General features: G+C 67.9%; 28 protein-coding genes and 1 riboswitch. Of the genes, 17 read left to right on the top strand and 11 right to left on the bottom strand.

Annotated elements, in window-relative coordinates:
- Window positions 1–55: 55 nt before the first annotated feature.
- Window positions 56–514 carry a pyridoxamine 5'-phosphate oxidase family protein gene (locus ACP3TD_RS11370; RefSeq protein ID WP_426763004.1) on the bottom strand — a complete coding sequence of 153 codons (459 nt, stop codon included), beginning with the start codon at window positions 512–514 and terminating at the stop codon, window positions 56–58.
- A gap of 256 nt (window positions 515–770) precedes the next feature.
- Between ACP3TD_RS11370 and ACP3TD_RS11365 the strand changes: the two genes are divergently transcribed.
- On the top strand, window positions 771–2,423 hold the full coding sequence (locus tag ACP3TD_RS11365) for a GAF domain-containing protein (protein WP_426767206.1): 1,653 nt from the start codon (window positions 771–773) through the stop codon (window positions 2,421–2,423).
- 15 nt (window positions 2,424–2,438) lie between these two features.
- Here ACP3TD_RS11365 and ACP3TD_RS11360 read toward each other — a convergent pair whose 3' ends face one another.
- Entirely contained in the window at window positions 2,439–3,119 is a 681-nt protein-coding gene (locus ACP3TD_RS11360) for a response regulator (RefSeq protein WP_426763003.1), read from the bottom strand.
- A gap of 224 nt (window positions 3,120–3,343) precedes the next feature.
- Here ACP3TD_RS11360 and ACP3TD_RS11355 point away from each other — a divergent pair, with 224 nt between their 5' ends.
- Window positions 3,344–3,793, top strand: a complete 450-nt coding sequence (locus ACP3TD_RS11355; RefSeq protein WP_426763002.1) for a universal stress protein — start codon at window positions 3,344–3,346, stop codon at window positions 3,791–3,793.
- A gap of 50 nt (window positions 3,794–3,843) precedes the next feature.
- On the opposite strand, the gene ACP3TD_RS11350 is transcribed toward ACP3TD_RS11355, so the two are convergent.
- The 3 genes from ACP3TD_RS11350 to ACP3TD_RS11340 form a co-directional block, all read right to left on the bottom strand.
- Window positions 3,844–4,302 carry a universal stress protein gene (locus ACP3TD_RS11350; RefSeq protein ID WP_426763001.1) on the bottom strand — a complete coding sequence of 153 codons (459 nt, stop codon included), beginning with the start codon at window positions 4,300–4,302 and terminating at the stop codon, window positions 3,844–3,846.
- A gap of 49 nt (window positions 4,303–4,351) precedes the next feature.
- Window positions 4,352–5,833, bottom strand: coding sequence for a DUF4389 domain-containing protein (locus tag ACP3TD_RS11345; RefSeq protein ID WP_426763000.1), 1,482 nt, complete (start codon window positions 5,831–5,833; stop codon window positions 4,352–4,354).
- Window positions 5,834–5,914: 81 nt separating this feature from the next.
- Window positions 5,915–6,781: a universal stress protein gene (locus tag ACP3TD_RS11340; protein WP_426762998.1), complete on the bottom strand. Its 867-nt coding sequence runs from the start codon at window positions 6,779–6,781 to the stop codon at window positions 5,915–5,917.
- Window positions 6,782–7,034: 253 nt separating this feature from the next.
- On the opposite strand from ACP3TD_RS11340, the gene ACP3TD_RS11335 reads away from it, so the two are divergent.
- The 4 genes from ACP3TD_RS11335 to ACP3TD_RS11320 are packed head-to-tail and all read left to right on the top strand — an operon-like array spanning window position 7,035 to window position 10,418.
- Window positions 7,035–7,466, top strand: a complete 432-nt coding sequence (locus tag ACP3TD_RS11335; RefSeq protein ID WP_426762997.1) for a hypothetical protein — start codon at window positions 7,035–7,037, stop codon at window positions 7,464–7,466.
- A 36-nt stretch (window positions 7,467–7,502) separates the two neighbouring features.
- Window positions 7,503–8,027 carry a mycothiol transferase gene (locus tag ACP3TD_RS11330; protein ID WP_426762996.1) on the top strand — a complete coding sequence of 175 codons (525 nt, stop codon included), beginning with the start codon at window positions 7,503–7,505 and terminating at the stop codon, window positions 8,025–8,027.
- The gene (locus tag ACP3TD_RS11325) at window positions 8,020–8,946 is read left to right on the top strand and encodes a ribonuclease Z (RefSeq protein ID WP_426762995.1); all 927 of its coding nucleotides are present in this window, start codon (window positions 8,020–8,022) and stop codon (window positions 8,944–8,946) included. The genes ACP3TD_RS11330 and ACP3TD_RS11325 overlap by 8 nt, the downstream gene beginning before the upstream one ends.
- Complete coding sequence (locus tag ACP3TD_RS11320; protein WP_426762994.1) at window positions 8,943–10,418, top strand: protein adenylyltransferase SelO; 1,476 nt, start codon at window positions 8,943–8,945, stop codon at window positions 10,416–10,418. Before ACP3TD_RS11325 ends, ACP3TD_RS11320 begins: the two co-directional genes overlap by 4 nt.
- Before the next feature lie 92 nt (window positions 10,419–10,510).
- Here ACP3TD_RS11320 and ACP3TD_RS11315 read toward each other — a convergent pair whose 3' ends face one another.
- Together ACP3TD_RS11315 and ACP3TD_RS11310 are read right to left on the bottom strand one after the other, a co-directional pair.
- Window positions 10,511–11,356 carry a LysM peptidoglycan-binding domain-containing protein gene (locus ACP3TD_RS11315; protein ID WP_426762992.1) on the bottom strand — a complete coding sequence of 282 codons (846 nt, stop codon included), beginning with the start codon at window positions 11,354–11,356 and terminating at the stop codon, window positions 10,511–10,513.
- 3 nt (window positions 11,357–11,359) lie between these two features.
- A riboswitch (cyclic di-AMP (ydaO/yuaA leader) is annotated at window positions 11,360–11,532 on the bottom strand.
- Window positions 11,533–11,717: 185 nt separating this feature from the next.
- Window positions 11,718–12,686 (bottom strand): hypothetical protein, encoded by a 969-nt coding sequence (locus ACP3TD_RS11310; RefSeq protein WP_426762991.1) that lies wholly within the window; start codon window positions 12,684–12,686, stop codon window positions 11,718–11,720.
- A gap of 100 nt (window positions 12,687–12,786) precedes the next feature.
- On the opposite strand from ACP3TD_RS11310, the gene ACP3TD_RS11305 reads away from it, so the two are divergent.
- From ACP3TD_RS11305 to ACP3TD_RS11290, 4 genes are read left to right on the top strand one after another with little or no spacing between them, the layout of a single operon-like run.
- Window positions 12,787–14,121: a lytic transglycosylase domain-containing protein gene (locus ACP3TD_RS11305; protein WP_426762989.1), complete on the top strand. Its 1,335-nt coding sequence runs from the start codon at window positions 12,787–12,789 to the stop codon at window positions 14,119–14,121.
- Window positions 14,122–14,141: 20 nt separating this feature from the next.
- Window positions 14,142–14,498, top strand: coding sequence for a TraR/DksA family transcriptional regulator (locus ACP3TD_RS11300; RefSeq protein ID WP_426762987.1), 357 nt, complete (start codon window positions 14,142–14,144; stop codon window positions 14,496–14,498).
- The gene (locus tag ACP3TD_RS11295; protein ID WP_426762986.1) at window positions 14,495–15,025 is read left to right on the top strand and encodes a DNA alkylation repair protein; all 531 of its coding nucleotides are present in this window, start codon (window positions 14,495–14,497) and stop codon (window positions 15,023–15,025) included. The genes ACP3TD_RS11300 and ACP3TD_RS11295 overlap by 4 nt, the downstream gene beginning before the upstream one ends.
- Window positions 15,026–15,027: 2 nt before the next feature.
- Window positions 15,028–15,468 carry a DUF1810 domain-containing protein gene (locus ACP3TD_RS11290; protein ID WP_426762984.1) on the top strand — a complete coding sequence of 147 codons (441 nt, stop codon included), beginning with the start codon at window positions 15,028–15,030 and terminating at the stop codon, window positions 15,466–15,468.
- 3 nt (window positions 15,469–15,471) lie between these two features.
- On the opposite strand, the gene ACP3TD_RS11285 is transcribed toward ACP3TD_RS11290, so the two are convergent.
- Window positions 15,472–16,365 (bottom strand): glucose 1-dehydrogenase, encoded by an 894-nt coding sequence (locus ACP3TD_RS11285; RefSeq protein ID WP_426762983.1) that lies wholly within the window; start codon window positions 16,363–16,365, stop codon window positions 15,472–15,474.
- Window positions 16,366–16,456: 91 nt separating this feature from the next.
- On the bottom strand, window positions 16,457–16,963 hold the full coding sequence (locus ACP3TD_RS11280; protein WP_426762982.1) for a metallophosphoesterase family protein: 507 nt from the start codon (window positions 16,961–16,963) through the stop codon (window positions 16,457–16,459).
- Window positions 16,964–17,036: 73 nt separating this feature from the next.
- Between ACP3TD_RS11280 and ACP3TD_RS11275 the strand changes: the two genes are divergently transcribed.
- Both ACP3TD_RS11275 and ACP3TD_RS11270 read left to right on the top strand, forming a co-directional pair.
- Window positions 17,037–17,228, top strand: coding sequence for a DUF1918 domain-containing protein (locus ACP3TD_RS11275; RefSeq protein WP_015937249.1), 192 nt, complete (start codon window positions 17,037–17,039; stop codon window positions 17,226–17,228).
- Window positions 17,229–17,276: 48 nt separating this feature from the next.
- On the top strand, window positions 17,277–17,774 hold the full coding sequence (locus ACP3TD_RS11270) for an NUDIX domain-containing protein (protein ID WP_091720563.1): 498 nt from the start codon (window positions 17,277–17,279) through the stop codon (window positions 17,772–17,774).
- Here ACP3TD_RS11270 and ACP3TD_RS11265 read toward each other — a convergent pair.
- A complete protein-coding gene (locus tag ACP3TD_RS11265) occupies window positions 17,771–18,448 on the bottom strand; it encodes an endonuclease/exonuclease/phosphatase family protein (RefSeq protein WP_091720561.1) in 678 nt (225 codons plus the stop codon). The genes ACP3TD_RS11270 and ACP3TD_RS11265 overlap by 4 nt on opposite strands.
- 159 nt (window positions 18,449–18,607) lie before the next feature.
- Here ACP3TD_RS11265 and ACP3TD_RS11260 point away from each other — a divergent pair, with 159 nt between their 5' ends.
- The 4 genes from ACP3TD_RS11260 to ACP3TD_RS11245 all read left to right on the top strand — a co-directional run bounded on the left by ACP3TD_RS11260 (window position 18,608) and on the right by ACP3TD_RS11245 (window position 22,632).
- The gene (locus tag ACP3TD_RS11260; protein WP_426762980.1) at window positions 18,608–19,411 is read left to right on the top strand and encodes a thioesterase family protein; all 804 of its coding nucleotides are present in this window, start codon (window positions 18,608–18,610) and stop codon (window positions 19,409–19,411) included.
- A gap of 88 nt (window positions 19,412–19,499) precedes the next feature.
- A complete protein-coding gene (locus ACP3TD_RS11255; RefSeq protein WP_426762979.1) occupies window positions 19,500–20,042 on the top strand; it encodes a PadR family transcriptional regulator in 543 nt (180 codons plus the stop codon).
- Between the two features lie 5 nt (window positions 20,043–20,047).
- The gene (locus ACP3TD_RS11250; RefSeq protein ID WP_426762977.1) at window positions 20,048–21,760 is read left to right on the top strand and encodes an ABC1 kinase family protein; all 1,713 of its coding nucleotides are present in this window, start codon (window positions 20,048–20,050) and stop codon (window positions 21,758–21,760) included.
- Window positions 21,761–21,888: 128 nt separating this feature from the next.
- Window positions 21,889–22,632: a lipoate--protein ligase family protein gene (locus tag ACP3TD_RS11245; RefSeq protein WP_426762976.1), complete on the top strand. Its 744-nt coding sequence runs from the start codon at window positions 21,889–21,891 to the stop codon at window positions 22,630–22,632.
- Window positions 22,633–22,707: 75 nt separating this feature from the next.
- Here ACP3TD_RS11245 and ACP3TD_RS11240 read toward each other — a convergent pair whose 3' ends face one another.
- Window positions 22,708–22,965, bottom strand: a complete 258-nt coding sequence (locus ACP3TD_RS11240; protein WP_015937242.1) for a mycoredoxin — start codon at window positions 22,963–22,965, stop codon at window positions 22,708–22,710.
- A 131-nt stretch (window positions 22,966–23,096) separates the two neighbouring features.
- Between ACP3TD_RS11240 and ACP3TD_RS11235 the strand changes: the two genes are divergently transcribed.
- Window positions 23,097–23,858 (top strand): SOS response-associated peptidase, encoded by a 762-nt coding sequence (locus tag ACP3TD_RS11235; RefSeq protein WP_426762975.1) that lies wholly within the window; start codon window positions 23,097–23,099, stop codon window positions 23,856–23,858.
- Window positions 23,859–23,861: the final 3 nt, after the last annotated feature.

The raw sequence follows: 23,861 nt of genomic DNA, 5'->3' as shown, positions 1-23,861 counted from the left end.
GTACCTGGGCGGGGATGCGGGGGCGGGTATGCCTGCGAATGGTGGCCGGAAAAAGTCAGCGTTCGCCGCTGGGTTCCTGCGGGGCCCAGCGGGACGGGGGAGCGATGACGAATCGCCTCCCGGTGACTTCGGCGGGGTTGACGCGGATCAGGCGGTCCTTGGTCCCGGCTTGCCATGGGGACAGGCGGCTGTCGCTGGCCTCCCGGTGCGACGCGGCGTCGTCCGCCGCCTCGGCGTGGCCTTTGACCACCACGCTCCAGGCGATGGTGCCGTACTGGTTGAATCCGTCGGCCTCCAGGGATACGGCCTGGCCGTTTGGCAGCGAATCCAGTGTGGTTCCCTCGCCGGTGCGGATGAGCACCGTGCCGTTGCTCGGAACAAAGTTGACCGGGAGGATTTCGACCGTGTCCCTGTGCGGGAAGGCGATCCTGCACACCGGCGTCGACTGCAGGTATTTCCAGCAGTCATGAACGCCCAGAATTTCTGTTTCCGGTTCCACAGCACCTGTATCCATGGCCGTAGCTTAGGTCCCGGAATCCGGGCGGGGTAGGGAAGAAGGTCCCGGTGCGTGAATTATGCGGGCTGCGGGCATTCCCCGCCCCTTGATCCTCTCCTAGGATGGTGCCAAGCCCTCTGTTGCGTGCCCAGGCGCAGGCGGGTGCGCCCGGGGATGCACCACCCTGGACGCTGCACAGCTGCTGGAAGCCTGCAATGGCGCAGACCGCTTCAACAGGAGGTCCGATGTGAGTAGTGAGCCGTGGCGTTCGCCCATGCGGGAGCGCGCCGAAGACCTCCTCCGCGACTTTGTCTCCCGCGCCGACGAACTGCTGCAGACCCAGGACAGGATGAACGGCCTGCTGTCCGCCGTCATGGGCCTGGCCGAAGACCTCAGCCTCGAAACCGTGCTCGACAGGCTTGTGCGCTCGGCCTGCGAACTGGTGGGTGCGCGCTACGGCGCCCTGGGAGTCATTGCTGAGGACCGCAGCCTCAGCCACTTCATCACCGTGGGGATCGATGAGCAGGGCATCAGATCCATCGGGGACCTGCCCACCGGGCACGGCGTGCTGGGACTGCTGATCCGGGAGCCGCGGCCGCTGCGCCTCCACGACCTGGGCCAGCACCCCATCGCTTCCGGGTTCCCCCAGAACCATCCCCCCATGAAGACCTTCCTCGGCGTCCCGGTGCGGGTTCGCGACGTCGTATTCGGCAACCTTTACCTCACGGAAAAGAGCGGAGGTCTGGATTTCACGCCCGAGGATGAGGACCTGGCCGTCGCGTTGGCGGCCGCTGCCGGCGTGGCGATCCAGAATGCCCGCCATTTTGATGACAGCAGGCGCCGGCAGAAGTGGCTGGAAGCCGGGATGGAACTGAGCAGCCGGCTTATTGTCACGCCCAGGCCCGGGGACGCGGAGAACCTGGACCTGGTGTCGGAGACCGCATTGCGGGTTTCGGATTCAGCCCTCGCCGTGATTGCTGTGCCCGCCGGTGACGGCGCCCTGCGTTGCCGTTCCTCGCTGGGCGTCCAGAGCCTGCAGGCGGGCCGGGAGATCAAGGCTTCCGGCGTCGTCGACGACGTCATCAGGACGGGGAAGTCCGTAATGGTGAGGGATCCCCAGCAGGTCTTTGACGACGGTGTCGTCGAAAAGCTTGGGCCGGTACTGGTCTGCGCACTTGGTCACAGCGGAAGTGGCAACGGCGTGCTGATCCTTGCCCGGCAATCGGGTTCGGGCCCGTTCACGCAGGCAGAGGTGGAGTCCAGCGCGTTGTTTGGCAGCCGGATCGGGCTGGCGCTCGACCTTGCCCGGGTCCACGCCCTGCATGAACAGAACCTCCTGTTCACGGACAGGGAACGGATAGCCCGCGACTTGCACGACCTGGTCATCCAGCGCCTGTTCGCCGCAGGCCTGAGCATCCAGAGCCTCCGCCGCTACACACCGGATCCGGTGGCCCATGAACGGATTGCCGCCGTCACCACCGAGTTGGATGACACCATCCGGAAGCTCCGCGACACGATCTATTCGTTGCGGACCGGCGAGAACCAGGAACCGCTGACCGGCCGCATCCTCAAGGTGGCCGAAGAAACGTCCCGGGGTTACGCCGTCGTGCCCAACGTGGCCTTCAGCGGCCCTGTTGACGGCACCGTCCGCGAGGACGTGGCCGGCCACATGCTCTCCGTCCTGTCCGAAGGCCTGAGCAACGCCGCGCGGCACTCCGGGGCTGCGGACATCCGCGTAGCGGTGACCGCGTCCTCGGATGATGTGGAGCTGGTCATATCGGACAACGGCCGCGGCTTCGAAGAGCCTGCGCTGACCAGCGGGCTCGCCAACATGCGGCACAGGGCGGAGATGCTGGGCGGCAGCTGCAACATAGACAGCGAACCGGGCAAGGGGACCCGGGTCCGGTGGCGCGTCGGACTGACCTGACGGTGCCCGGCCCCGTCAGTGCGCTTCCTGGCTGTTCCTGGTGACGAACACGGCCGCCTGTGTCCTGCGTTCGAAGCCGAGTTTGGCCAGGATGGACGAAACATAGTTCTTGACGGTTTTCTCTGCCAGGAACAGCTCTTCGCCGATCTGGCGGTTCGTCAGCCCCTGCCCCACCAGCGCCAGCACCTTCTTCTCCTGTGCGCTGAGCCCTTCCATCCTCGGATCCGTCGGGGTCCTGGTCAGTCCGGAGACAATCCGTTCCCGCACCCCGGGCTCGAACAGGGAAGCGCCGGTGGCGGCCTTGCGGATACCGGCCAGGAGGTCATCGCTCCTGATCTGCTTGAGGATGTACCCCGAAGCTCCGGCGAGGACGGCTCCCCGGATGGCCTGTTCGTCGTCGTAGCTGGTCAGGATCAGGCAGTTCAGCCGCGGATCGAGCGAACGGACGTCGCGGCAGACCTCGATGCCGGTGCCGTCCGGCAGACGCCCGTCCAGGATGGAAATGTCCGGCCGAAGCGCCGGGATCCGGCGGGTGGCCTCGGCGGCCGATCCGCTTTCGCCCACCACCACGAACCCTTCACCTTCCAACAGGTCTTTCAACCCCTGCCGGACAAGTTCATGGTCGTCGAGGATGAAGACGCGAAGCGGTTCCTGCGGATTTGCAGCTTCCCCCGAGTCACTCTCAAGCCTTTGCACGTTACGCTCCCATTTTCATAAGGACCACGCCCGCTGCGCTGTGCGGGCAGCCCCGGGAGGGGCCAGTACCATTCTTGCTCCCGTTGTCCGTGGATGTAAGGGACCAAAGTCGGAAAGTACCGGATCTTGCGGCGGCCGGCCGGTGACCAAAGACCCTACCCGGCCGGCTGCTCCGTCATGAGGGTTGGAGCAGGCGTGCATCGGCAAAGGGAACGGAGCCCACCATGGAAGCCGGCGAAGGCCAGCCCAGGATCATTGTGGGCGTGGATGGATCGGGCGCTTCGGTCCAGGCCCTGCGGACTGCGCGCGCCCTGGCGGGGCCGCTGGACGCCGTTGTGGAGGCATGGACGTGCTGGGATGTTCCCGCCGGTTTCGGGCTATACCTGGCCGTTGGCATTGACGGATTCGAGTTCGCGGCGAAGCAGGCACTCCGGCAGGCGCTCGCTGATGCCTTCGGCACGCTGGTGCCGCCGGAAATCCGCGGGCGGCTCCTGCGGGGCAGCGCAGCGCACCTCCTGATTGACGGCAGCAGGGAAGCTGCGCTTCTGATTGTTGGCCGGCATGGGCGCGGCGGCTTCGTCCCGGGCTCCGTGAGTTCCGCCTGCGTGAGCCATGCCCACTGCCCGGTTTTGGTGGTGCCGGCCCCGGCAGGAGCGTCCGACGGCGGGCGCTGACCTGTGTCCTGTCCCGCGCCGTCCTGCCCCTCGCCTCTGTCAGGCCTCTGTCACGCCGTTTCCGCGGGCGCCTCCGGCGTGTGCACCACCAGCACCGGGCAATGTGCATGTGCCACGAGCGCCGAACTGACCGAGCCCAGGAGCAGGCCGCCGAAGCCGCCGTGCCCGCGTCGGCCCACCACCAGCAGGTCAGCGGCCCGGCTGGCTTCGATCAGTGAATCCCGGGGGTGTCCGCGGACCAGGCTGGCCACCACGTTCGACGGCGTTTCGTCACCATAGGCGGTCCTGACCGACTCATCGAGGATCTGGCCGGCCCGCTCTTCGAATCCCTCGATTCCCATCAGCATGTAGCCGGAGTAGGCCTGCGGGTAATCCCAATAGGCGCGGGCCTCGACCTTGGCGCCGAGCGGCACCGCCAGGTGCTGCGCCTGCCGCAGCGCCTCGATGGAGGCCTCCGAGCCGTCGACTCCCACGACAATCCGGCCGAACGGTGCTCCGGCAGAACCCATCTCAACTCCTTCTGGTGCAGTCATGTCCGTGTGTTGCCCTGCCCGGCGGCTAGGGCTGGGGCGTAGAGCCCGATCCGGGTACTTCCTGCCGGGCGGGTTGGCCCGCCGGCGGCGGCGCTTCGCCGGGCCCCTGGTCGAGCCGGAAGGGCGGATACTCGTCCCGCATCAGCGCCGTGTACGCCATGACGCGGTAAATCCAGCGGTTGATGCCCAGGATCAGGTCGAACAGCGGGCGCAGGTAGCGGCCGGTGAAGAGGAGCGCCACCACGGCCACCAGGACCAGGATCCCCAGCAGCGAAATACCGGTGCTGCGCTCATACGTGGTTCCCAGATCCGTGGTTTCCGCCCGCCACGTCCAGGCCGTGCCGGCGAGGGCAGCCACGATCAGCAGGTGTGGAATGGCCAGCAGCCACCACTTGACCAGCACCAGGCCCCGGGAAAGCCGCTCCGGGTAGTCCACGTCGAAGTCCGCCGGGTAGTCGGTGTGCGCCAGGGTGAAGGGCGGATAAAGGTCCGTGCCGGCGGCGGCATAGGCGTAGAACGCCACCCTCCAGTTCCAGCGCATCACCCCGACGTTGAAGTTGAAGAGTGTCCTCGGGTAGCGGCCGGTGAAGAGGATCGCGAACCCGGCCACGATGGTGGTCACTGCGAAGGCAAACCACAGGAAGACCAGCACAACGAAGTGGGGAATTGCCAGCAACCACTTGACCAGCCACAGGCCCCTGGACAGCCCGGGGTCCAGCTCACCGAAAAGCCGCGCCGGGTAGGGGGCCCGGTCCGCCAGTTCCGCCATATGCTGCGTGGGCTGCTGAACCTGCAGCGGAAGTCCCGGTGCACCCGGCCCCCGGGCCGGCGGGCCGCTATGGCGGCCCAGGCCCATCGCCCCGAAGACCAGCAGCGGAACACCGATCACCAGGGCAATGGCCCCGCCCACCAGCAGGCCCGTGGCAGCCGGCCGGATCAGTTCAGACCGGGCCCCGGCCTGCAGCGTTGCAGCCACACCCTGGCTCGCATCGGCATTCATCAGGACAATCGACCAGTTGCCGGCCGCAAGGTCCCACGTCAGCTCCTGTTCGCCGGGGCCGGTTGCGGACGCGGCCCAGAACGTCTGCTGGGCGGGTGCTGCAGGGACGGCGGTTCCCGGTATGTCACGATACTCGGCCCGGAACGGCTGCATCTCGACGTCGAGCAGTTCGGAATGGTAGACGCCGGACAGGTACTTCTCGACGTCGGACTGGGACGCGATCCCGATGAAGATGTCCTTGGCCGGGTCCACCGGGGCAGCCCGCAGCCGCAGGGTCCCCAGATCGAAGGGGAGGCGGGGCGGAACGCCCTCGCCGATGGCATCGAGCCGGGGCGAGGTCAGCGCGTGGGATGCGACTGACAGCCGGGCCGTGCCGGAGGTAAGGAAGCCGTCACCCTGCGCGGAACCCACCGCCATGGCTACGGCGCCACCGGCGAGCGCTGTGAGGCCCACCAGCGAAAGGACGATCCCCAGGATGAGCATGATGATTGCTGCGGTTTTTCTCATGGTGTCGTCCCCGGAACTGATGGTGCGGACAATGTGGATGGCGGAATCCGGACCCCGTGCCTGGCCGGTCTCCGGTCCCGGTCAGGCCTTGTTCTTGCCGGCCTGGATCCGGGTGATGACAGTGGGACAGGGAAGGTGCTTGAGCACCCCGTGGGCAGTGGAACCGAGCAGCAGCCGCTTGATGCCGCCGCGGCCGCGGCTTCCCACCACCAGCATCCGTGCTCCGTCTGCCGCGTGGACCAGCGCGTCAACGGGGTCCCGTTCGGTATCCAGCACCCGGTGCACCAACAGGTCAGGGTAGTCCTCCTCAAGGCCCGCCACCGTCTCAGAGAGGACCACGCGTTCTTCTTCGGAGACCATCCCGGCCAGGCTGGCCGGGGCCAGCCCCGCATCCGTCACGGGGTCGGGCATCCTGACTGCGTAGACAACGGTGAGCTCATCGCCCTCCCGGTCGGCCTCCGCAGCCGCAAAAGCGACTGCCTGCGTAGCCTCCCGGGAGCCGTCGACCCCCACCACCACGCCGGACCGTCCGGTAAGGTCCTGCGTTCCGACGACGGCCACCGGCACCTTGGCGGAGGCCGCGACCTGCAGGGCCCGGTCTGCCAGGGTTCCCCCCAGGTGTCCGGAGCCGGAACCGATCACCAGCATGGACGCCTTGCCCGAGTACTTCGCCAGCGACCCGCCCACGCTCCCGGTCAGGAGCCGTGTGGTGACCGTGGCCGGTGTTACTCCCCGGACGCGCCCTGCCGCAGTTTTCAGCAGTTGGTCGCCTGCCTCCTCCAGTACGCCGAACCAGGGGTAGGGCTCGGCCACCCAGCGGTCGTCCACGACGTGCAGGACCGCCAGAGGTACCCCGGACTTTTCGGCCCGGTGCGCAGCCCACAGCACCGCCGCCTGGCTCTGCGCCGAGTCGTTGGTGGCAACGGCAATCGGTTTACGTGATGTCATGGCCGGCTTCCTGGTCTTTCGTGTGGAGTTATGGGCGGACGCAGGAGGCGGTGGCCGCCCCCAGCGTGGCGCGCGACAGCATGTCTCCTTGCTTACAAGAGTGGCCGCCGGAGTCCTGCCATCTGTAGGGCCGAAAGTCACGGCTGTCGGGAAACAGTTCCCACCCGCAGGGGTGCTCAGTATGCTTACTATTGTTTGGCGGTACCGTTTTGCGCTGCATCAGACCGGTGCGGCCCCAAGGAAAGGCGTGACCATGAGTGAACAGAACCTCCCGGAGGATGGCCTGGAAATCGTTGACGAAAATGACGTGCTGCTCGACGAAACACCGGGAAGCGCAGCGTCTCAGGAGCTTGATCCCGTGCACGGCGAACCGGACAGCTATCCCGGTGCGGCCGAAAACAATCCGGACCACTGGCAGGAAGACCCGCTGCTCCAGGACGAAGCTGTCCCGGGCGGGGGCCAGGACTTCCTGAGCGACCAGGCCCTGCGCGAAGAATCCGCCGAGGCGCGCTACGAGGCGGGCGATGAACAGGTGCCGCCGGATTCACCCACCCTCGGCCAGGCAGCAGCGGACGTTGACTTCGGTGAGGATCCCACTGGCCTGGAGGCCGATGCCAGTGACGACGCCGAGAACTTCGGCGGGTCCCCGCTCAGCGAATTCGACCCCAACGATCTTGAGCGTTAGTGACGGCCACCGGCGCTGGTGCTGAAAGGCGGGGACATGAAAAGCAATGAACTCCTGCAGGATGCCTTCGTGCGCATCAGCGATGCCGTGGCGGAGACGCTCAATGGCCTGGATGACGAAGCACTGCACCATCGCCCGGCCGGCACCGGCAACCCCATCGCCTGGCTTCTCTGGCACCTGGCCCGGGTGGAGGACGCACAGGTTGCCTCCGCTGCAGGCCTGGAGCAGGTGTGGACGCATGCGGGTTTCGCTGCCCGCTTCGGCCTCCCGCTGACGGACCGGGACACCGGCTACGGGCATACCAGCGGGCAGGTGGACTCGGTCCGCGCCACGGCGAGCCTGCTGGGGGACTACTACGACGCCGTCCACCGGCAGACCATGCAGGTCCTCGGGGAACTGGCAGACCAGGACCTTGACCGGACCGTGGACACCAACTGGGACCCTCCGGTGACCCTCGGCGTCCGGCTTGTCAGCACCCTCGCCGACTGCCTGCAGCACGTGGGCCAGGCAGCCTACGCGAAAGGCCTGGCGGCCGCAGGCCACGGCAGCGGCCGTGCGTGAACTGGTGGTCCTGGGCACAGCCTCGCAGGTGCCCACCCGTACCCGGAACCACAACGGGTACCTGCTGCGCTGGGACGGGGAGGGGCTGCTCTTCGATCCCGGCGAAGGGACGCAGCGCCAGATGATCCACGCCGGAGTTTCGGCAACGCAGGTCACCAGGATCTGCCTCACCCACGTCCACGGCGACCACTGCTTCGGACTGCCCGGCGTGCTGTCCAGGATGGTGCTGGACGGGGTCAACCACCCGGTCCACCTGCACTACCCGGCCTCCGGGGATGCTGTGGTGCGGGCGCTGGTCTCTGTCAGCACGCCCGGCCTGGACCTGAGGCTCCATCCCCACGGCGCCGCCGGCGAGGTGGCGGAATGCCTCCACATCCGGCCGCTCAAGCACCGGATCGAAACATACGGGTACCGCCTCACCGAGCCCGAGGGCCGCACCTTCCTGCCCCACCGCCTTGCGGCAGCGGGCATCGCCGGACCGGACGTTGGCCGCCTCCGGCGCGAAGGTACCCTTGCCGGCGTCGGACTCGCGGATGTCAGCGTGCCGCGCCCCGGGCAGCGTTTCGCGTTCGTCATGGACACCGCCCCGTGCGACGGTGCCGAAGACCTTGCTGACGGCGCTGACCTCCTGGTGGCCGAGTCCACCTTCAGCGACGACGACGGCGGGCTGGCGGAGGAGTACCGGCACCTCACCGCCGGGCAGGCTGGCGATTTGGCGGGACATGGGAGCGCACGGACGCTGGTGCTCACGCACTTCTCGTCCCGGTACGGCAATGACGTCACCCTCCTGGCCCGGCAGGCGTCTGCCCGCGCCAAGGGCGCCACAGTCATCGCCGCCGACGACCTCCAGCGCATCCGCCTTCCGAACCGCCGCGGCGGGCCTGCAACGGCCGCCGCGGAGATAGGGTTTAAACCATGACTGCTGCTGCAGAATCGACTGTCGCCCTGGGTGGCCGCTTCGCCCGCGAACTCAACGAGCTGGCGGTGCCCTGGGAAGCGGAGGAAGCCCCGGACCCCAAACTCCTGGTACTCAACGGACCGCTCGCCGCGGAACTGGGGCTCGACCCGGCGTACCTGGGCTCGGAAGAGGGAGTGCGGTTCCTGCTGGGCAACCACGTCCCGGAAGGTGCCACGCCCGTGGCCCAGGCCTACGCCGGGCACCAGTTCGGCGGCTACTCGCCCCTCCTCGGTGACGGCCGCGCACTGCTGCTGGGTGAGCTGGAGGATGCCCGCGGACGGCTGAAGGACCTGCACCTGAAAGGCTCCGGCCGCACGCCGTTCGCCCGCGCCGGTGACGGCCGTGCCGTCGTCGGGCCCATGCTCCGCGAATACGTGGTCAGCGAGGCCATGCATGCCCTCGGCATCCCCACCACCCGCTCCCTCGCCGTGGTGGCGACCGGACGGCAGGTGCGCCGGGATGACATGCTGCCCGGCGCAGTGCTGGCCCGGGTGGCCGGCAGCCACCTTCGGGTGGGCAGCTTCCAGTATGCTCGGGCCACGGACAACACCGAACTCCTGCGCCGGCTGGCGGACCATGCCATCAGCCGCCACTATCCGGAAGCCGCTGCGGAGGAGAACCCCTACCTCGCCCTGTACCGGGCCGTGGTGGCGGCGCAGGCCTCGCTCGTGGCGCAGTGGATGCTGGTGGGGTTCGTCCACGGCGTGATGAATACAGACAACATGACCATCTCCGGCGAAACGATCGATTACGGCCCCTGTGCGTTCATCGACGCGTTCAACCCGGCCGCCGTGTACAGCTCCATCGACGTCGGTGGCCGGTATTCATACGCCAACCAGCCGGTCATGGCCGAATGGAACCTGGCCCGCCTCGCCGAAGCCATGCTGCCGCTCATCGACGAAGACCAGGAGGCGGCGGTTCCCGTGGCGGTGGAGGCGCTGGGCGGGTTCCGGCGGCATTACAGTGCGGCGTGGTTTGGCGGCATGGCCACCAAACTGGGCCTTGCTGCGGGGAAGCCGGATACGGCGGCAGCCGAGGAGGTCTCTGACCTGGTGGACGGCGTCACCGGCATCCTCAAGGACGGCCCGGTGGACTACACGCTCTTCTTCAGGAACCTGGCCAAGGCCGCCCGGGGTGACAGTCGGCCTGTCCGCGGGATGGTCATGGACCTGGCTGCGTACGATGCCTGGGCCGAACGCTGGCAGAAGCTGGGGCCGGATGCCGGGCTGATGGACCGCACCAATCCCGCGTACATTCCCCGGAACCACCTCGTCGAAGAGGCCCTGGCCGCGGCTACCGGCGGGGACCTGGATCCACTGCACCGGCTGCTGGAAGCGGTGACGGCGCCGTACAGCGAACGCCCTGGCCTGGAGCGGTACGCCGAAGGTGCCCCGGAGGACTTCGGGACGTACACGACCTTCTGCGGCACCTGAGCCTGCCAACACAGCAAAAGGGCGGTAGCCGGGACATCCCGGCTACCGCCCTTTTTGCAGCTCTATGCGCTGGAAGCTACGTGCTCAGCAGGCTATGCGACCCGTACGTAGGAGGCTGCACCAACCCAGCTGACGGAGTGCACCTGGGTCTGGCTGCCGTTGACGCCGCCGCTGACCATCTGGCCGTCACCGGCGTACACACCGACGTGGCCCGCGGAGATGACGAGGTCACCCGGGGCGGGGGCGCCCACCACGGTGCCGTACTGGAAGAACTGGCCGGGAGCCAGGTCTCCGACGGACTTGCCGACGGCGCGCAGGGCCTTCTCCACCATGGCGGTGCAGTCCTGGGTAACGCCAACCTGGCCGTAGGCGTTGGCGAGGATGGCAGCGCCCGTGCCCGAGCCGGTGGCCGCAGGCGTTGCGGAGGCGTAGCCGAGGTTCATGCCGGTGTTGGCGGGAGCGGTGCTTGCGGCCTGGACCGGTGCCGCTGCAGGAGCAACGGCCGGAGCGGCCGGTGCTGCGTAGCCGGCGCCGGGAATGGCAATCTGGTCACCGGGGTAGATGATCGAGGAAACGTCGAGGCCGTTGGCTGCCAGGACGTCGTTCAGGCCAACCCCGTAGGCGGACGCAATGGCGCCGAGGGTGTCACCGGAAGCAACCGTGTGGACGTTGCCGGCAGCGGCTGCAGGGGCAGCGGCTACGGGCGCGGCCGGAGCCGAGTATGCCTGGACGTTAGTGGTTTCGGTGCTGTCCGGGCCGGTCACGCCTGCATGTGCCGGAGCTCCGACGCCGAACGCAATGCCCGATGCTGCGGCTACTGCGAGTGCCGGGCGTCCAAATGTCCGGGCCTGGGCCTTGGCCGTCACGGCCAAACCCTGAAGCGCGATGGAGCCGGCCGGAGTAGCGCGGTGACGGGCGGTGGTGAAATTTTTTGACACGGTTGATCGCCTCTCCCATGCCTGCGGGGTGAGCTGTCGGGTTCGGGCTGGAGATGCCCGGCCGGTAGCGCACTTCGTCAGGGACGGAAGGCGCTATCGACTTAACCCCAAGGCTTCGGTGAAGCCGCGGAAACTTGGTTCCCCCGTCCCTGCCAGCTGGAAAGCGATTGAATCCCGGTTCAGCGGCAGGGCTCGGCAAGCTGAGGGGAATGTCCCGCTTGGGAGGGACACGTGTACGACCATAACCCGACGTTCACCCGATTGTCACATTTGGATAACATACGAGTCGGACCTCTCGGATGAAGCCACCGGCCGGAGGGCGCCCCGGAACGCCGCGGTGACCTCGGATGATGCCCGGGGCCTAGCCGGTCTGGCAGGCCTGCGTAACAAAGTCATAAAGTTGCGCACGCAACGGCCCGCCGGCGGCCACTTTCAGGACACCTTCCCGGGTCCCGACGGTGACGGTGAGGGGCAGCAGGGTGCCCACTTTATCTTCCGCCACGGCGTGTGGATCGCACCGGGCGGGGCGCACCCTCAGGGCCAGGACAGTGCCGGTTTCCCCCGTCCGGACCGTCAGGTTCCGCGGCCACGGCTCAGCCCCGGACTCGGGCCCGGCCTCCGCCAGCAGGGGAGTGCCGCCCACGCTGCGCAGCGTGAGGGGCGGAGTCCCTCCAGGGGCCGTCGGCTGGGGGCTGATGCGAAGGAGGACGACGGCGGTGCGGCCGTCCGCCGCCACCCCAAGGTGCGGGTCCAGGGCCAGTCCGGCCACTTTCGCGGCGTCGGCGGCCAGGCAGAGCTCGCTATTGTTGCGCGGCAGCACGCCGAAGGGATCCGGCGCCGGAAGGCTCAGCGCTGCCGGGTGCTGTCCTTCCGCAGCGAAGGATACCGTGGCGCTGGCCTGCGGCGATGCCGTTGCCAGGTCAGCGCAGGCCGGGGGTGGAAGCTGTGCGGGCACGCTTTTGGGCTGGTGCGGCGGAAGCTCCAGGCTGCCCGCTTGCGGGGTCCACTCGATGTCCCCGTCGAACAGCGGGGAACTGACGCGCGCCAGGTCCACTGTCAGGAGACCGTCCGTGGTGTTGGTGAGCTGGAGCAGGATGGCATGCTGCCCGTACTGGTCGCGGGACTGGTTTACCTCGATGGTCACCGGCCCGGGGGCGGTGGCAGCGGGGGACGCTGCAGGGGTGGGCTGCTGCGGGGTGCAGGCCGACACCGCCAGTACTGCCGCGGTCAGGAACGGCAACGGCAGCCTGGCGTTTGCCCGTCCTGCCGTCCGTGCGGAGGCCGGGCCGCGGCGGGCTGGTGTGGTGCTTGGTGTGATGGCGCCGGCCATGGGCACAGTCTAGGGCTGCGGCGCGGCTTCCGTCTCTGCTGGATAACAATCCACAGCTGTAAACCCTCAACCTGTGGTTGAGGCCGTAGGCTACGGGACTATGCCCCTGTTCGTTACCAAACTGAAGTCCCCGGTGCTCGGAGGACTTCTGGTGTTTGCCCTGCTGGGCGCAGCCCTTGTTCCGGCGTCGGCCGCGGAGCTCCCGCCGGAAAGATACCCCTCATGGGAGGACGTCCGGAAAGCCAGGGAGTCTGAAGCGGGCACAGCGGCCGAAATCACCCGGATCGGCAGCCTCCTCGCCGGTTTGCAGGCGGACGCAGGAACGCTTGGCGGCGCGGCCGTGACGGCTGCGGCGGAGTACGCCACTGCCGAAGCCGCACTCACCGCAGCCAACAGCCGGGTCGAAGCCCTGGCGGCGCAGTCGGCAGCAGCCAACGGGGAACTGCAGCAGCACCGCAGGGAGATCGGCGCCCTTGCCGTGCAGTCGTACAAGACCGGTGCAACCACGGCCGGATTCTTCATGGCCCTGGACGCCCTTGAGTCCGGCAGCGTCCACGGACTCAACATAGTGGAGCTGGTGGGCGCGAAGACGGCCGGCCTGGTGGACCGCGCGGCGTCCTCCGCGAAGGTGGCATCGTCCCTGGGTGAACAGGAGAAGGCCGCACGGTCCGAACGGGAAAACCTGGCCAAGGAGGCAGGAACCAGGCTTGCCGGGGCCAGGTCGGCGCAGGACGCCGTAGCCCGCCACATCAGCGAAGAGCAGCAGCACGGCGGGGAACTCACGGCACAGCTGGCCTCACTCAAGGGAACAACCGCGGCCGTTGAGGGGGAGTTCCGGCAGGGCCAGGCCGCCCTCGCCGCTTACGAAGCCTCGCAGGCAGCGAAGCGGGCCGCCGCCCGGGAACAAGCCCAACGGGACTCGGATCGGGCGGCGAAAGCCGCAGCGGACGCCCGCGTGGAGGTGCCACCGCCCGCGGCCGCGGCGCCGCCGGGTGCTGCCGGTCCCGCGCCGTTGAAGCCCGCGCCGTTGAAGCCCGCCCCGGCGGACCCTGCCCCGGCGCCCGGGCCCCCGGCCCAGCCGGGGCCGCCGCCCGTCGTCGTACCCTCCGTTCCCGGTGGTGCCGTGAACGATCCTGCCGGAGCGAAGAGCTACGCCGCCGGACGCCTGGGCGCCTACGGCTGGGGCCAGGATCAGTTCCTGTGCCTGGCGCAGCTGTGGACCAAGGAGTCGAACTGGCAGACCACGGCCACCAACCCCTACTCGGGCGCCTACGGGATCCCCCAGGCATTGCCGCCCGGGAAGTACGCGAGCGCCGGCAGTGACTGGCTGACCAGCTACCGGACCCAGGTTGAGTGGGGTCTGGGATACATCCGCGACAGGTACGGCTCGCCCTGCGGAGCCTGGAGCCACTCAATGGTGAACAACTGGTACTGACGCAGGACTAGGCTTTTCCCATGGCTGACTACGAACGCTTCCGGCTGCTGCTCGAAGAGGAGCGGCAGCTGAAACTGGCCTTGCTGCCGGCGTTGCGGGCGGACATCGCCGCCGCCAACTCCGCCCGCCAGGGAGCCAACGTGGACGACGAACACGATCCTGAGGGTGCCACCATCGCCTTCGAGCTGTCCCAGGCCTCGGCGCTGCTGAACCAGAGCTCAGCCAGCCTGGACCAGGTGGAAGCGGCCCTGGACCGGATCGCCGCCGGAACGTATGGCAGCTGCGCCGTATGCGGCCGGCCCATCGCCGAAGGCAGGCTTGAGGCCCGGCCCTGGACGCCGTACTGCATCGACCACTCAGCCGCAGGGCGCTCGTGAGCACCGGTCCGGACGCCGTCGCCGAGGCGGCCGGTTTCATCGACCGCACGCTGCAGAACGAGGGCGCCTGGTACCGCGCGGACGACGTCGGCAGCAGGTTTGGCGGCACCCTCGGCTCCTATGGTTCCTCCGTGGGCGCCGTGCGCGGGACCATCCGCGACGCCCTCCGCAAGTTCAAGGACCTGGACCACGATGCCGTGGTCCAGCTTGCCTCGGAACTGTGGGGCCAACCGAAACCGGGCGCCCGGCCGGTCTTCGAACGCCGCCAAGCAGCGGTGGTGCTGCTCCAGTCGCGGGTGGCCCTGCTGCGGCATTCGGATCTGACCCGCGTTGAGGGATTCCTCCGGTCCGCGCATGCACCCGAACTTGCCGATCCGCTCGTCACCGACGTTCTGCGGCCGCTCCTGGAGAGGCTGGAGCACCGCAACCGGCAACGCGCGGAAACCGTACTGGCCCGATGGGGTGCCGACCCGGACGCCCACCTGCGGGCGGCAGCAGCAACACTGTCCCACCACAAAGGAGAATGACTATGGACGATCCCTTTAACCTCGAGCGTTTCACTGCAGCCCAGGACGGCGGAACGTATGACCAGGCGCTGGCCGAGCTCCAGCTCGGGAACAAGACAGGCCACTGGATGTGGTTCATCTTTCCCCAGATTGCAGGCCTGGGGCAGAGCGCAACATCCCGCAAATACGCCATCGCCTCCCTGGCGGAAGCGCGGGCCTACCTGGAACATGACGTGCTGGGTCAGCGCCTGCTTGAGTCCGCACAGGCACTGACCCACCACGCCGGGCGCTCCGCAGAGGACATCCTGGGTGGCGTCGACGCCCGCAAGCTGCAGTCGTCCATGACCCTGTTCCTCCGCGCCGCGCCCGGCGAAACGGTGTTCAAGACGGTTCTCGCCCAGTTCTTCGACGGCCAACCGGACGGGTCCACCGACTCGCTGCTCGCCGACCAGGACGCGGAATAGCCGCTACGGCGTGGGGCTGCCGCCGTTGACGTTCAGCGTCTCGCCCACCACGTAGCTGGATTCCGGCGACGCGAGGAACACGTACGCCGGTGCCAGTTCGGCCGGCTGCCCGGCACGGCCCAGGGGAGTGGACTGGCCGAACTCCGGCAGTTCCTCCTTGGGCTGTCCGCTGCTCACCTGCAACGGCGTCCAGATGGGCCCCGGCGCCACGGCGTTGACCCTGATGCCCTTCGGCGCCAGCTGCTGGGCCAGGCCCTTGGTGAAGTTGTTGATGCTGGCCTTGGTGGTGGCGTAATCCACCAGCGTGGGCGAGGGGTTGTACGCCTGAATGGACGTGGTATTGATAATGGTTGACCCGGCCGGCATGTGCGCCAGGGCCGCTTTGGTCAGCCAGAACATGGCGTAGACGTTGGTCTTTACCGTGTGGTCGAACTGTTCGTCGGTGATGTCCGCCAGGTCCTCCTGGGCCACCTGCTTCCCGGCGTTGTTCACCAGGATGTCCACACTGCCCAGGACGGCCACGGCGGTCTCCACCACTTCGCGGCAGACTGCAGGATCCTTAAGGTCGCCCGGCACCTTGATGGCCTTGCGCCCGGCCGCCTCGATGATCCCCGCGATCCTGGCCGCGTCCTCTTCCTCCTGCGGCAGGTAGGACAAAACAACGTCGGCACCCTCCCGGGCGAAGGCGATGGCTGTTGCCGCCCCGATGCCGGAATCGGCGCCGGTCACGATCGCTTTACGGCCTTCCAGCCGCCCCGTGCCGCGGTAGGTTTCCTCGCCGAGATCGGCCTTGGGAGTCAGTTCGGCGTCCAGGCCGGGTTCTGGCTGGTGCTGCTTGGGAGGGGAGATGTGCTCGTAGGCGGTGACCGGATCGCGGAATGTGTACTGGTCTGTCATGGTTTCCTCCTGCTGGTACGGCTGGATTCCTCGAAGCTAAGCATGCTTACGTTTACAGCCTAGGCACCCGGGGGCCGGCTGCCAAGCCGGGCTACCGCCGCTGTACCTCCACCAGTTGCACCCCGGTGAGCCGGCCGCCGTCAACGATGGCCGTCATGTAGGTGCACGCGGGCTGCCGCCTGCGGTCCGTGGGGGATCCCGGGTTCAGCAGCCGCAGGCCCCGTGGCGACGTGGTGTCCCACGGGATGTGGCTGTGTCCGAAAACCAGGACATCCGCATCCGGATAGAGCGCCTCGCAGCGCAGCTCACGGCCCTTCGCCTGGCCGGTCTCGTGCACCATCGCAAAACGGACGCCGTCCAGGGTGACGGCTGCCGTTTCGGGCAGCCGGGCGCGGAGGTCCGCGCCGTCGTTGTTGCCGTAGACACCCACCAGTTGCCGCGCGCGCTGCTCGAATTCATCAAGCAGCGAGGCGTCCACCCAGTCTCCGGCGTGAAAGACCACGTCAGCACGTTCGACGGCGGACCACACCTGGGCGGGCAGTTCCCGGGCGCGCTTGGGGACGTGGGTATCGGCGATCAGGAGGATGTTCAGCGGCATGGGGAAATCCTGCCACGGGGACCTGTCCGGGCCCGCCCCGGAGTCGTAATCTGGGGGCTTGGAGGTGAGTGCCATGGAGGCTGCACAGGGCGACCGCATCATTGTGCACGGAAGGACTGTGGGTGCAACGGACCGTCACGGAGTGATCCTGGAAGTCCGGGGCGAAGGCGGCGCGCCGCCGTATGTGGTCCGCTTCGACGACGGCCACGAAACCGTCATGTACCCCGGCGGTGATTTCGCCGTCGACCACGGACACGCCAACTGACCTTCCGCCGGCCGCCCTCCGGCGCAGCGGACCTGTCAGACTGGGACGATGGACCACGCATCCGTCGCCGCATCGTCGATTCCGCCTGTCCGCACCGGCCCCCGCAACCCGGGCGATGCCTGGGTGGAAGGGGACCGGGGCCGCTTCTGGGGCCGGTTCGGTGCCGCCGGCGTCCTGGCCTGGGACCCGGCCAGGGGTGTATTGCTGCAGCACCGCGCCGTCTGGAGCCACAACGGGGGAACCTGGGGGTTGCCCGGCGGCGCCCTGCACGAAGGCGAGGACGCGGTGTCCGGGGCGCTCCGCGAAGCCCACGAGGAGGCCGCCGTCCCGGCCGGGCACGTGGACGTGCTGTTCACCTCGGTCCTGGACCTGGGCTACTGGTCCTACACCACGGTGGTGGTCAAGGTCCGCGAGCCTTTCGAGCCTGTGATCAGCGATCCCGAAAGCATAGAACTGCTGTGGGTGCCGCTGCCCGAGGTTGCGGACAAGGAGCTGCATCCCGGATTCGGCGCGGCGTGGCCCGGCCTCCGGGAACGGCTGGCCTAGTAGTCCTTGCCGTATTCGGCGTGGACCAGGATGGGCAGATGGTCCGACTTGCCCCGGGGCAGCGTTTCGACGCTGGTGATGTCCAGTCCCAGGGACGTGGCGAAATCGAAGTGGCCCTTGAAGACCTTGTAGCGCGTGTAGGTGCGCCGGTTGCTGAGCGACAGGGCGTAGCCGGAATTCTTCATGTGCAGATGCAGGTTCTTGGTGAAGAACGGGTAGTTGAAGTCTCCCACCATCAGCGTCATCAGGCCCTTGCCCATGCTCAGCAATTCGGCGTGGGCGGCGTGGATCTGCTTGCGCCGCAATGAATTTGACGCGGTGAGCGGGGCGGCGTGGAAGGACCCGATGACCAGTTCGTGCTGCGTTTCGTTGTCCATCACGCGCGTTCCGATCAGCCGCTCGTGGGCCGGCGCCAATACCCGGTCATGCATCGATTTCTGCAGCGCAAAGGACTGGGTGTCCAGGGCCGTGAAGCGGCTGGTCCGGTAGTAGATCGCCAGGCCCAGCCGGTTCCCCTTGGTGGCGTCCGCCAGATGGAGGGGGCCCAGCGTTTCCGGCAGGTCCGCCGCATCAACTTCCTGCAGGCACAGCGCATCGATGTCATGATTCCGGGCGAGGGCAAGCAGTTCGCCGCTCGCTGCGTGCTTGCGGAGGTTGTAGCTGATGACGCGCATGAAACACCTCTTCCGAGGGTTGCTGACAGGACCAGTTCCTGAGTCTAGTCCGCGGCCGGACCCTGCGCTCAAACATTTCGCCGCGACCCGCTGGCCACGATTCTGCGGCGTCCGGATAGAGTTAGTGGCAATTCACTGGGAATTCCTGAAAGGGCACTGTTGACTGACGAGCTCCCCGAACTGGCCGAAGGCAACGCCTACTACCAGGCCCTTGGCGGCGGTCATTTCCGCTCCACCATTCACGCCCAGGGCGCCTGGAACACGCACGAGCAGCACATGGCTCCGGCCTCCGGCCTGCTGGCGGATGCCCTGGAGCGGCTCCAGCCGCGGCACGGGATGCGGATGGCGCGGCTGAGCTACGAGATCCTGGGCCTGATTCCCGGCGGGGAATTCCACATCGAGGCCACTGTGCTACGGCCGGGCAGGACCATCGAGCTGCTCCAGGCCGAACTCGTGGCCCAGGGCAGGACTGCCATCCGGGCCACCGCCTGGCGGATGGTCACCAGCGACACCTCAGCGGTTGCCGCCACTGAAGACGCCGCCATCCCCGGCCCGGAAGACTGCAAGCCCTACGACGGGTCCGCCATCTGGCCCGGCGGCTACATCCGGTCCCTGGAGATGCGGGTGGCGGAAGGACACCGTCCCGGCGCAGGGAAAGTCTGGCTTCGCACGGCGCATCCGCTGACCGACCGCGAAGACAGTGGAGACCTTGCCCGCCTCATGGGGCTGGTGGACACAGCCAACGGCATTGCCGCACGGGTTCCGCCGGGACCGGACAGCTATGCCTTCCCCAACCTGGACCTGCAGATCCACATGTACCGCCGGCCCGAGGGGGAGTGGCTGGGCCTGGACAATGCTGTATCGTTCGGCCGCGACGGTATCGGCCTGACATCAACGGTCCTGCACGACCTGCAGGGCCCTTTCGGCAGGGCTGAACAGATCCTCACCCTGCGCCAAACCTAGGCGCCCGGACCCATGGCTGCCAGGCCCTTCCAGACGTATCGTTAACTGTGTCGTTGTATATCGTTCACGATCTCCAGAGGAGACCCTCATGCGTGGCTCAAACCCGGGATATGGATTCGGCAGCAACAACATCGATGGCCTCTGGCAGGCCATCGAGGACTTCCGTTCCCGTTTCGAAAAGCCGGAAGGCACCAGGGCCGGCAAAGGTGAGGTGCGGGCGGCGGTCCTTGCCCTGCTGGCGGAGCGGCCCATGCACGGCTACCAGATCATCCGCGAGATCGAGGAGCGCAGCGCCGGCAGCTGGAAACCCAGCGCGGGTTCTGTCTACCCCACCCTGCAGTTGCTCGCTGATGAGGGTGTGATCCGGGCCGAGGAATCCAACGGCCGCAAGATCTACTCCCTGACCGAAGCCGGCCGGGACGAGGCTGCCGGGAGCGCCGCATCAAATCCCTGGGCCGGGGCGGGCCCGCAATCCACCACCGGATTCGCTGCCCTTCCCAAGGCAGGGGTCGAGCTGGCGCAGGCCGCCGCGCAGGTGGGACGGACCGGCACCCCGGAGCAGGTGAAGCAGGCCGTGGCAGTGCTGGACGAGGCACGCCGGCGGCTGTACTCGATCCTCGCCCAGGACTGACGAGGGTGGCTTCGGGCCCTCGCCCGCAGGTGGGCCCGGCTGCACTCCCGGGCCACGTCCGTTCCCGCTACCGCCGCATCCTGCGATTTGCCGCGCGGCACCTGGCAGCGGTGTGGTGGTACGAGCTGCTGCTGCCCCGGATAGGGCTGGCCCGCGTTGCCGAGCGGACCCGTCCGGCCAGGATGCAGCGGTTCGCCCGCCGTTTCCATGCACTGGCCGTGGAGCTCGGCGGCCTCATGATCAAGGTGGGCCAGTTCCTGTCGTCCCGGCTTGATGTGCTCCCGCCCGAAATCACCGAGGAACTCCAGGGCCTGCAGGATGAGGTGCCGCCGGTTGGGTTTCCTGCCATCCGGGCTCTCGCCTCCTCCGAGCTGGGTTTTCCCCTTGACGAGGTGTTTGCCATGTTCGAGGAGGAGCCCCTGGCCGCAGCCTCCCTCGGCCAGGCGCACCGGTCGCGGCTGTTGCCGGCCGACGCGGAGGTGGCCGGGGTCAAGGACGTGGTGGTCAAGGTGCAGCGTCCGGGCATTGAGGCGATCGTCGCCGTCGACCTCGCGGCGCTGCGGAAGGTGGGCGGCTGGCTCAGCCACTTCCGGATCGTGGCCGACCGCGCCGACATGCCGTCCCTGGTGGAGGAATTTGCGCAGACCAGCCTGGAGGAGATCGACTACCTCCACGAGGCCGCCAGTGCCGAGCGGTTCGCAGCGGATTTCGCCGGCGATGTTCGGGTCCACGTGCCACGGCCCGCCTGGGAGCGGTGCACCCGCCGCGTGCTCACCCTGGAGGATGTCACAGCCATCAAGATCACGGACACAGACGCGCTCCGTGCGGCTGGCATCGACCCCGCAGAGGTGGCGCCGGTGTTCGCCTCGGTCATGTTTGACCAGCTGTTCACCAACGGCTTCTTCCACGCCGACCCGCACCCGGGCAACATTTTCGTCACGCCCACCCAGCCCGTTTCCGGTGGCCATCCTTGGAAACTGACCTTCATCGACTTCGGCATGATGGGTGAGGTAACCCCTTCCACCCGCAGCGGCCTGCGCAAGCTCCTGATCGCCGCCGCAGCCCGCGACGGCAAGGGACTGGTTGCCGCCATCCGCGACGTCGGCGTGCTGGTGCCATCAGCGGACACCGTGGAGCTGGAACGGGCCATGACGCACCTGTTCGCCCGGTTTGGCGGGATGGGCTTCGCCGAGCTCCGCGAGGTGGATCCACGCGAATTCCGCGACTTCGCCGAGGAATTCGGCGAAGTGGTCCGGTCCCTGCCCTTCCAGCTTCCGGAGAACTTCCTGCTGATCATCCGGGCGATGTCTCTCACTTCGGGGGTGTGCAGCTCGCTGGATGAGCGCTTCAACCTGTGGGACTCGGTAGAGCCCTACGCTGCCCGGCTGCTGCGGGAAGAGGGCGGGAACATCGTTCAGGACGCAGCCCGGCAGGTGGCCGGGGCTGCGGTACTTGGGCTGCGGCTGCCGCAGAGGGTGGATGATCTGATCACCCGGATCGGTGAAGGCAGCGTGTCTGTTGCCAACCCCCGGCTGGAGCGGCAGGTGGCCAGGCTGGACCGCACGGCCCGCCGGACGGCGTCGGCAGTGGTCTTCGCCGCGCTGCTCATCGCCGGGGCCGTGGTCCGGGCCGACGATTCCGTACTCGGCACCGTCCTGATGGCAGCGTCAGCGGTTCCGCTGCTCCACGGCGCCTGGGTGGGGCGGAGGGGGCGGTAGCCGGGCGCCCGGCCGGTGGGTCGGGCACCTGGCAGGGCGCACGACGGCGTACCCTAGGTTGGGCCCGTCCGGCACCGCCGCGGCAGGGTCAAGGAACAGCATCATGACGACCAAGGGAGCCCAGTGCCATGGCCCACCACCCTGACTCCGGAACCCTGACCGTGGTCCGGCAGGATGTCTCGCTCGGTGCCGCCCGGGACCTTGAGTTCGGCCTTGAGCTGCTCGCCAGGGCGCGCACCGGAAGCATGGGCCCCACCCTTCGGCTGTACCGCCCCGCACCTACGGTGGCCTTCGGCCAGCGTGACACCCGGCTGCCCGGGTTTGACGCCGCCGCCCAGGCATGCCGCGACAACGGCTTCGAACCCCTGGTCCGCCGTGCCGGCGGCCGCGCGGCCGCTTACCACCAAGGCACCCTGGTGGTGGACCACATTGAGCCTGACGACGATGCAATCGCCGGTTCCAAAAGCCGGTTCGGCTATTTCGGGGAGCTCTTCGCCGACGCCCTGCGCAGGGTGGGTGTGCACGCCGCCGTGGGGGAAATCCCGGGGGAATACTGCCCCGGCGAATTCAGCGTGCACGGCACGGCCGCGGCTGACGGGTCCCGCATTAAACTCGTAGGCACTGCGCAGCGGGTGGTGGCCGGCGGCTGGTTGTTCAGTTCGGTCATCGTGGTGGAGGACTCCGCACCGATCCGGAAGGTTCTGACCGACAGTTACGCCGCGCTCGGCCTCGACTGGGACCCCGCCACGGCCGGCGCCGCGGACGACCTTGTCCCCGGGCTGACGGTGGAAGCAGTAACGGATGCCCTGCTCGAAACGTACGCGGGCCATGCCACCCTGGCTTCGGCGCCGTTCGGCAGCCTGGGGGCATGACCCGCGTCTACTGGATCACCAGTGTCTGGGCGCGGCAACGGGTAAGTAGTGCCCGGCCGCCCGCATTGTCCTGTACTAGGCCGCCAAGCGGTTCTTGACCTCTGCAGCGGACGGGTTGGTGGCCGCCGTGCCGTCCGGGAACAGGACGGTGGGTACGGTGCGGTTGCCGCCGTTGATCTGCTCCACGAGCTCGGCGGTACCTTCCACTTCCTCGATGTTGATTTCGGTGTAACCGATGCCCTGCGCGTCGAGCTGCTTCTTCAGCCGGTTGCAGTAGCCGCACCAGGTGGTGGAAAACATGGTGATGGTGCCGGTTTCGGGAGTGAAATCCACAGGGTTCTCCTCTGGGTTGGGTGAAGGTTTCGTTCGGGTCAACGGTAGCGTGCCCGCCGGTATTCCCCGGCGTCCGGCCGCCGGCGCGCTGCCCGGATGACAGTATGTGGCGCCGATGGCATGCTGGAGCCATGTGTGGACGCTACGTAATGGCACGCGCCGTGGGGGACCTCCTGGCAGAATTCGACGCCGAGCTGGAGGACGAGGTGAGCATTCCGCCGTCGTGGAATGTAGCCCCCACCGATGCCGTCCCCATTGTCCTGGAGCGGCTGGTTGAGGACGGCCCGGACGCCCGGCAGGTCCGCCAGCTGCACGTCGCCCGCTGGGGCCTGGTTCCTTCCTGGGCCAAAGACCCCGGCATTGGGTCCAGAATGATCAACGCCCGCAGCGAGTCAGTTCTGGAGAAGCCTGCCTTCCGGAAGGCGATCAAGTCACGGCGCTGTGCCGTCCCCGCCGATGGCTACTACGAGTGGAAGCAAGGCCCCGGGAAGTCCAAGCAGCCGTACTACGTGCACCCCGGCGCAGGCAGGGGGCTGGCCTTCGCAGGCCTCTATGAATGGTGGCGCGATCCGTCCGTGCCGGCGGGCGAGCCCGGCCAGTGGTTGCTTTCCACGTCCATCCTGACGGCGGACACCCCGCCGCCGGGCTCCGAATCAACCGTGTTCGGGAAACTGACTGCACTCCATGACCGGGTGCCGCTGCCCATGGACAGGGACACCATGCAGGCCTGGCTTGATCCGCAGGCTGATGACGCCGCCGCCCTGGTGGACATGGTGCGGTCCGGGGTCAAGGATGTGGCCGCTGACTGGCACGTGGAGTCCGTGGGCAAAGAGGTGGGCAACGTCCGTAACAATGGTCCGGAGCTCATCCGGCCGGTGGAGGCCCTCTTCTAGCAG

The sequence above is a fragment of the Pseudarthrobacter sp. 1G09 genome, from assembly GCF_050038305.1.
GTDB lineage: Bacteria > Actinomycetota > Actinomycetes > Actinomycetales > Micrococcaceae > Arthrobacter > Arthrobacter equi.
The sequence above is the reverse complement of the archived record's forward strand: the minus strand, read 5'-3'. Positions and strand labels throughout refer to the sequence as shown.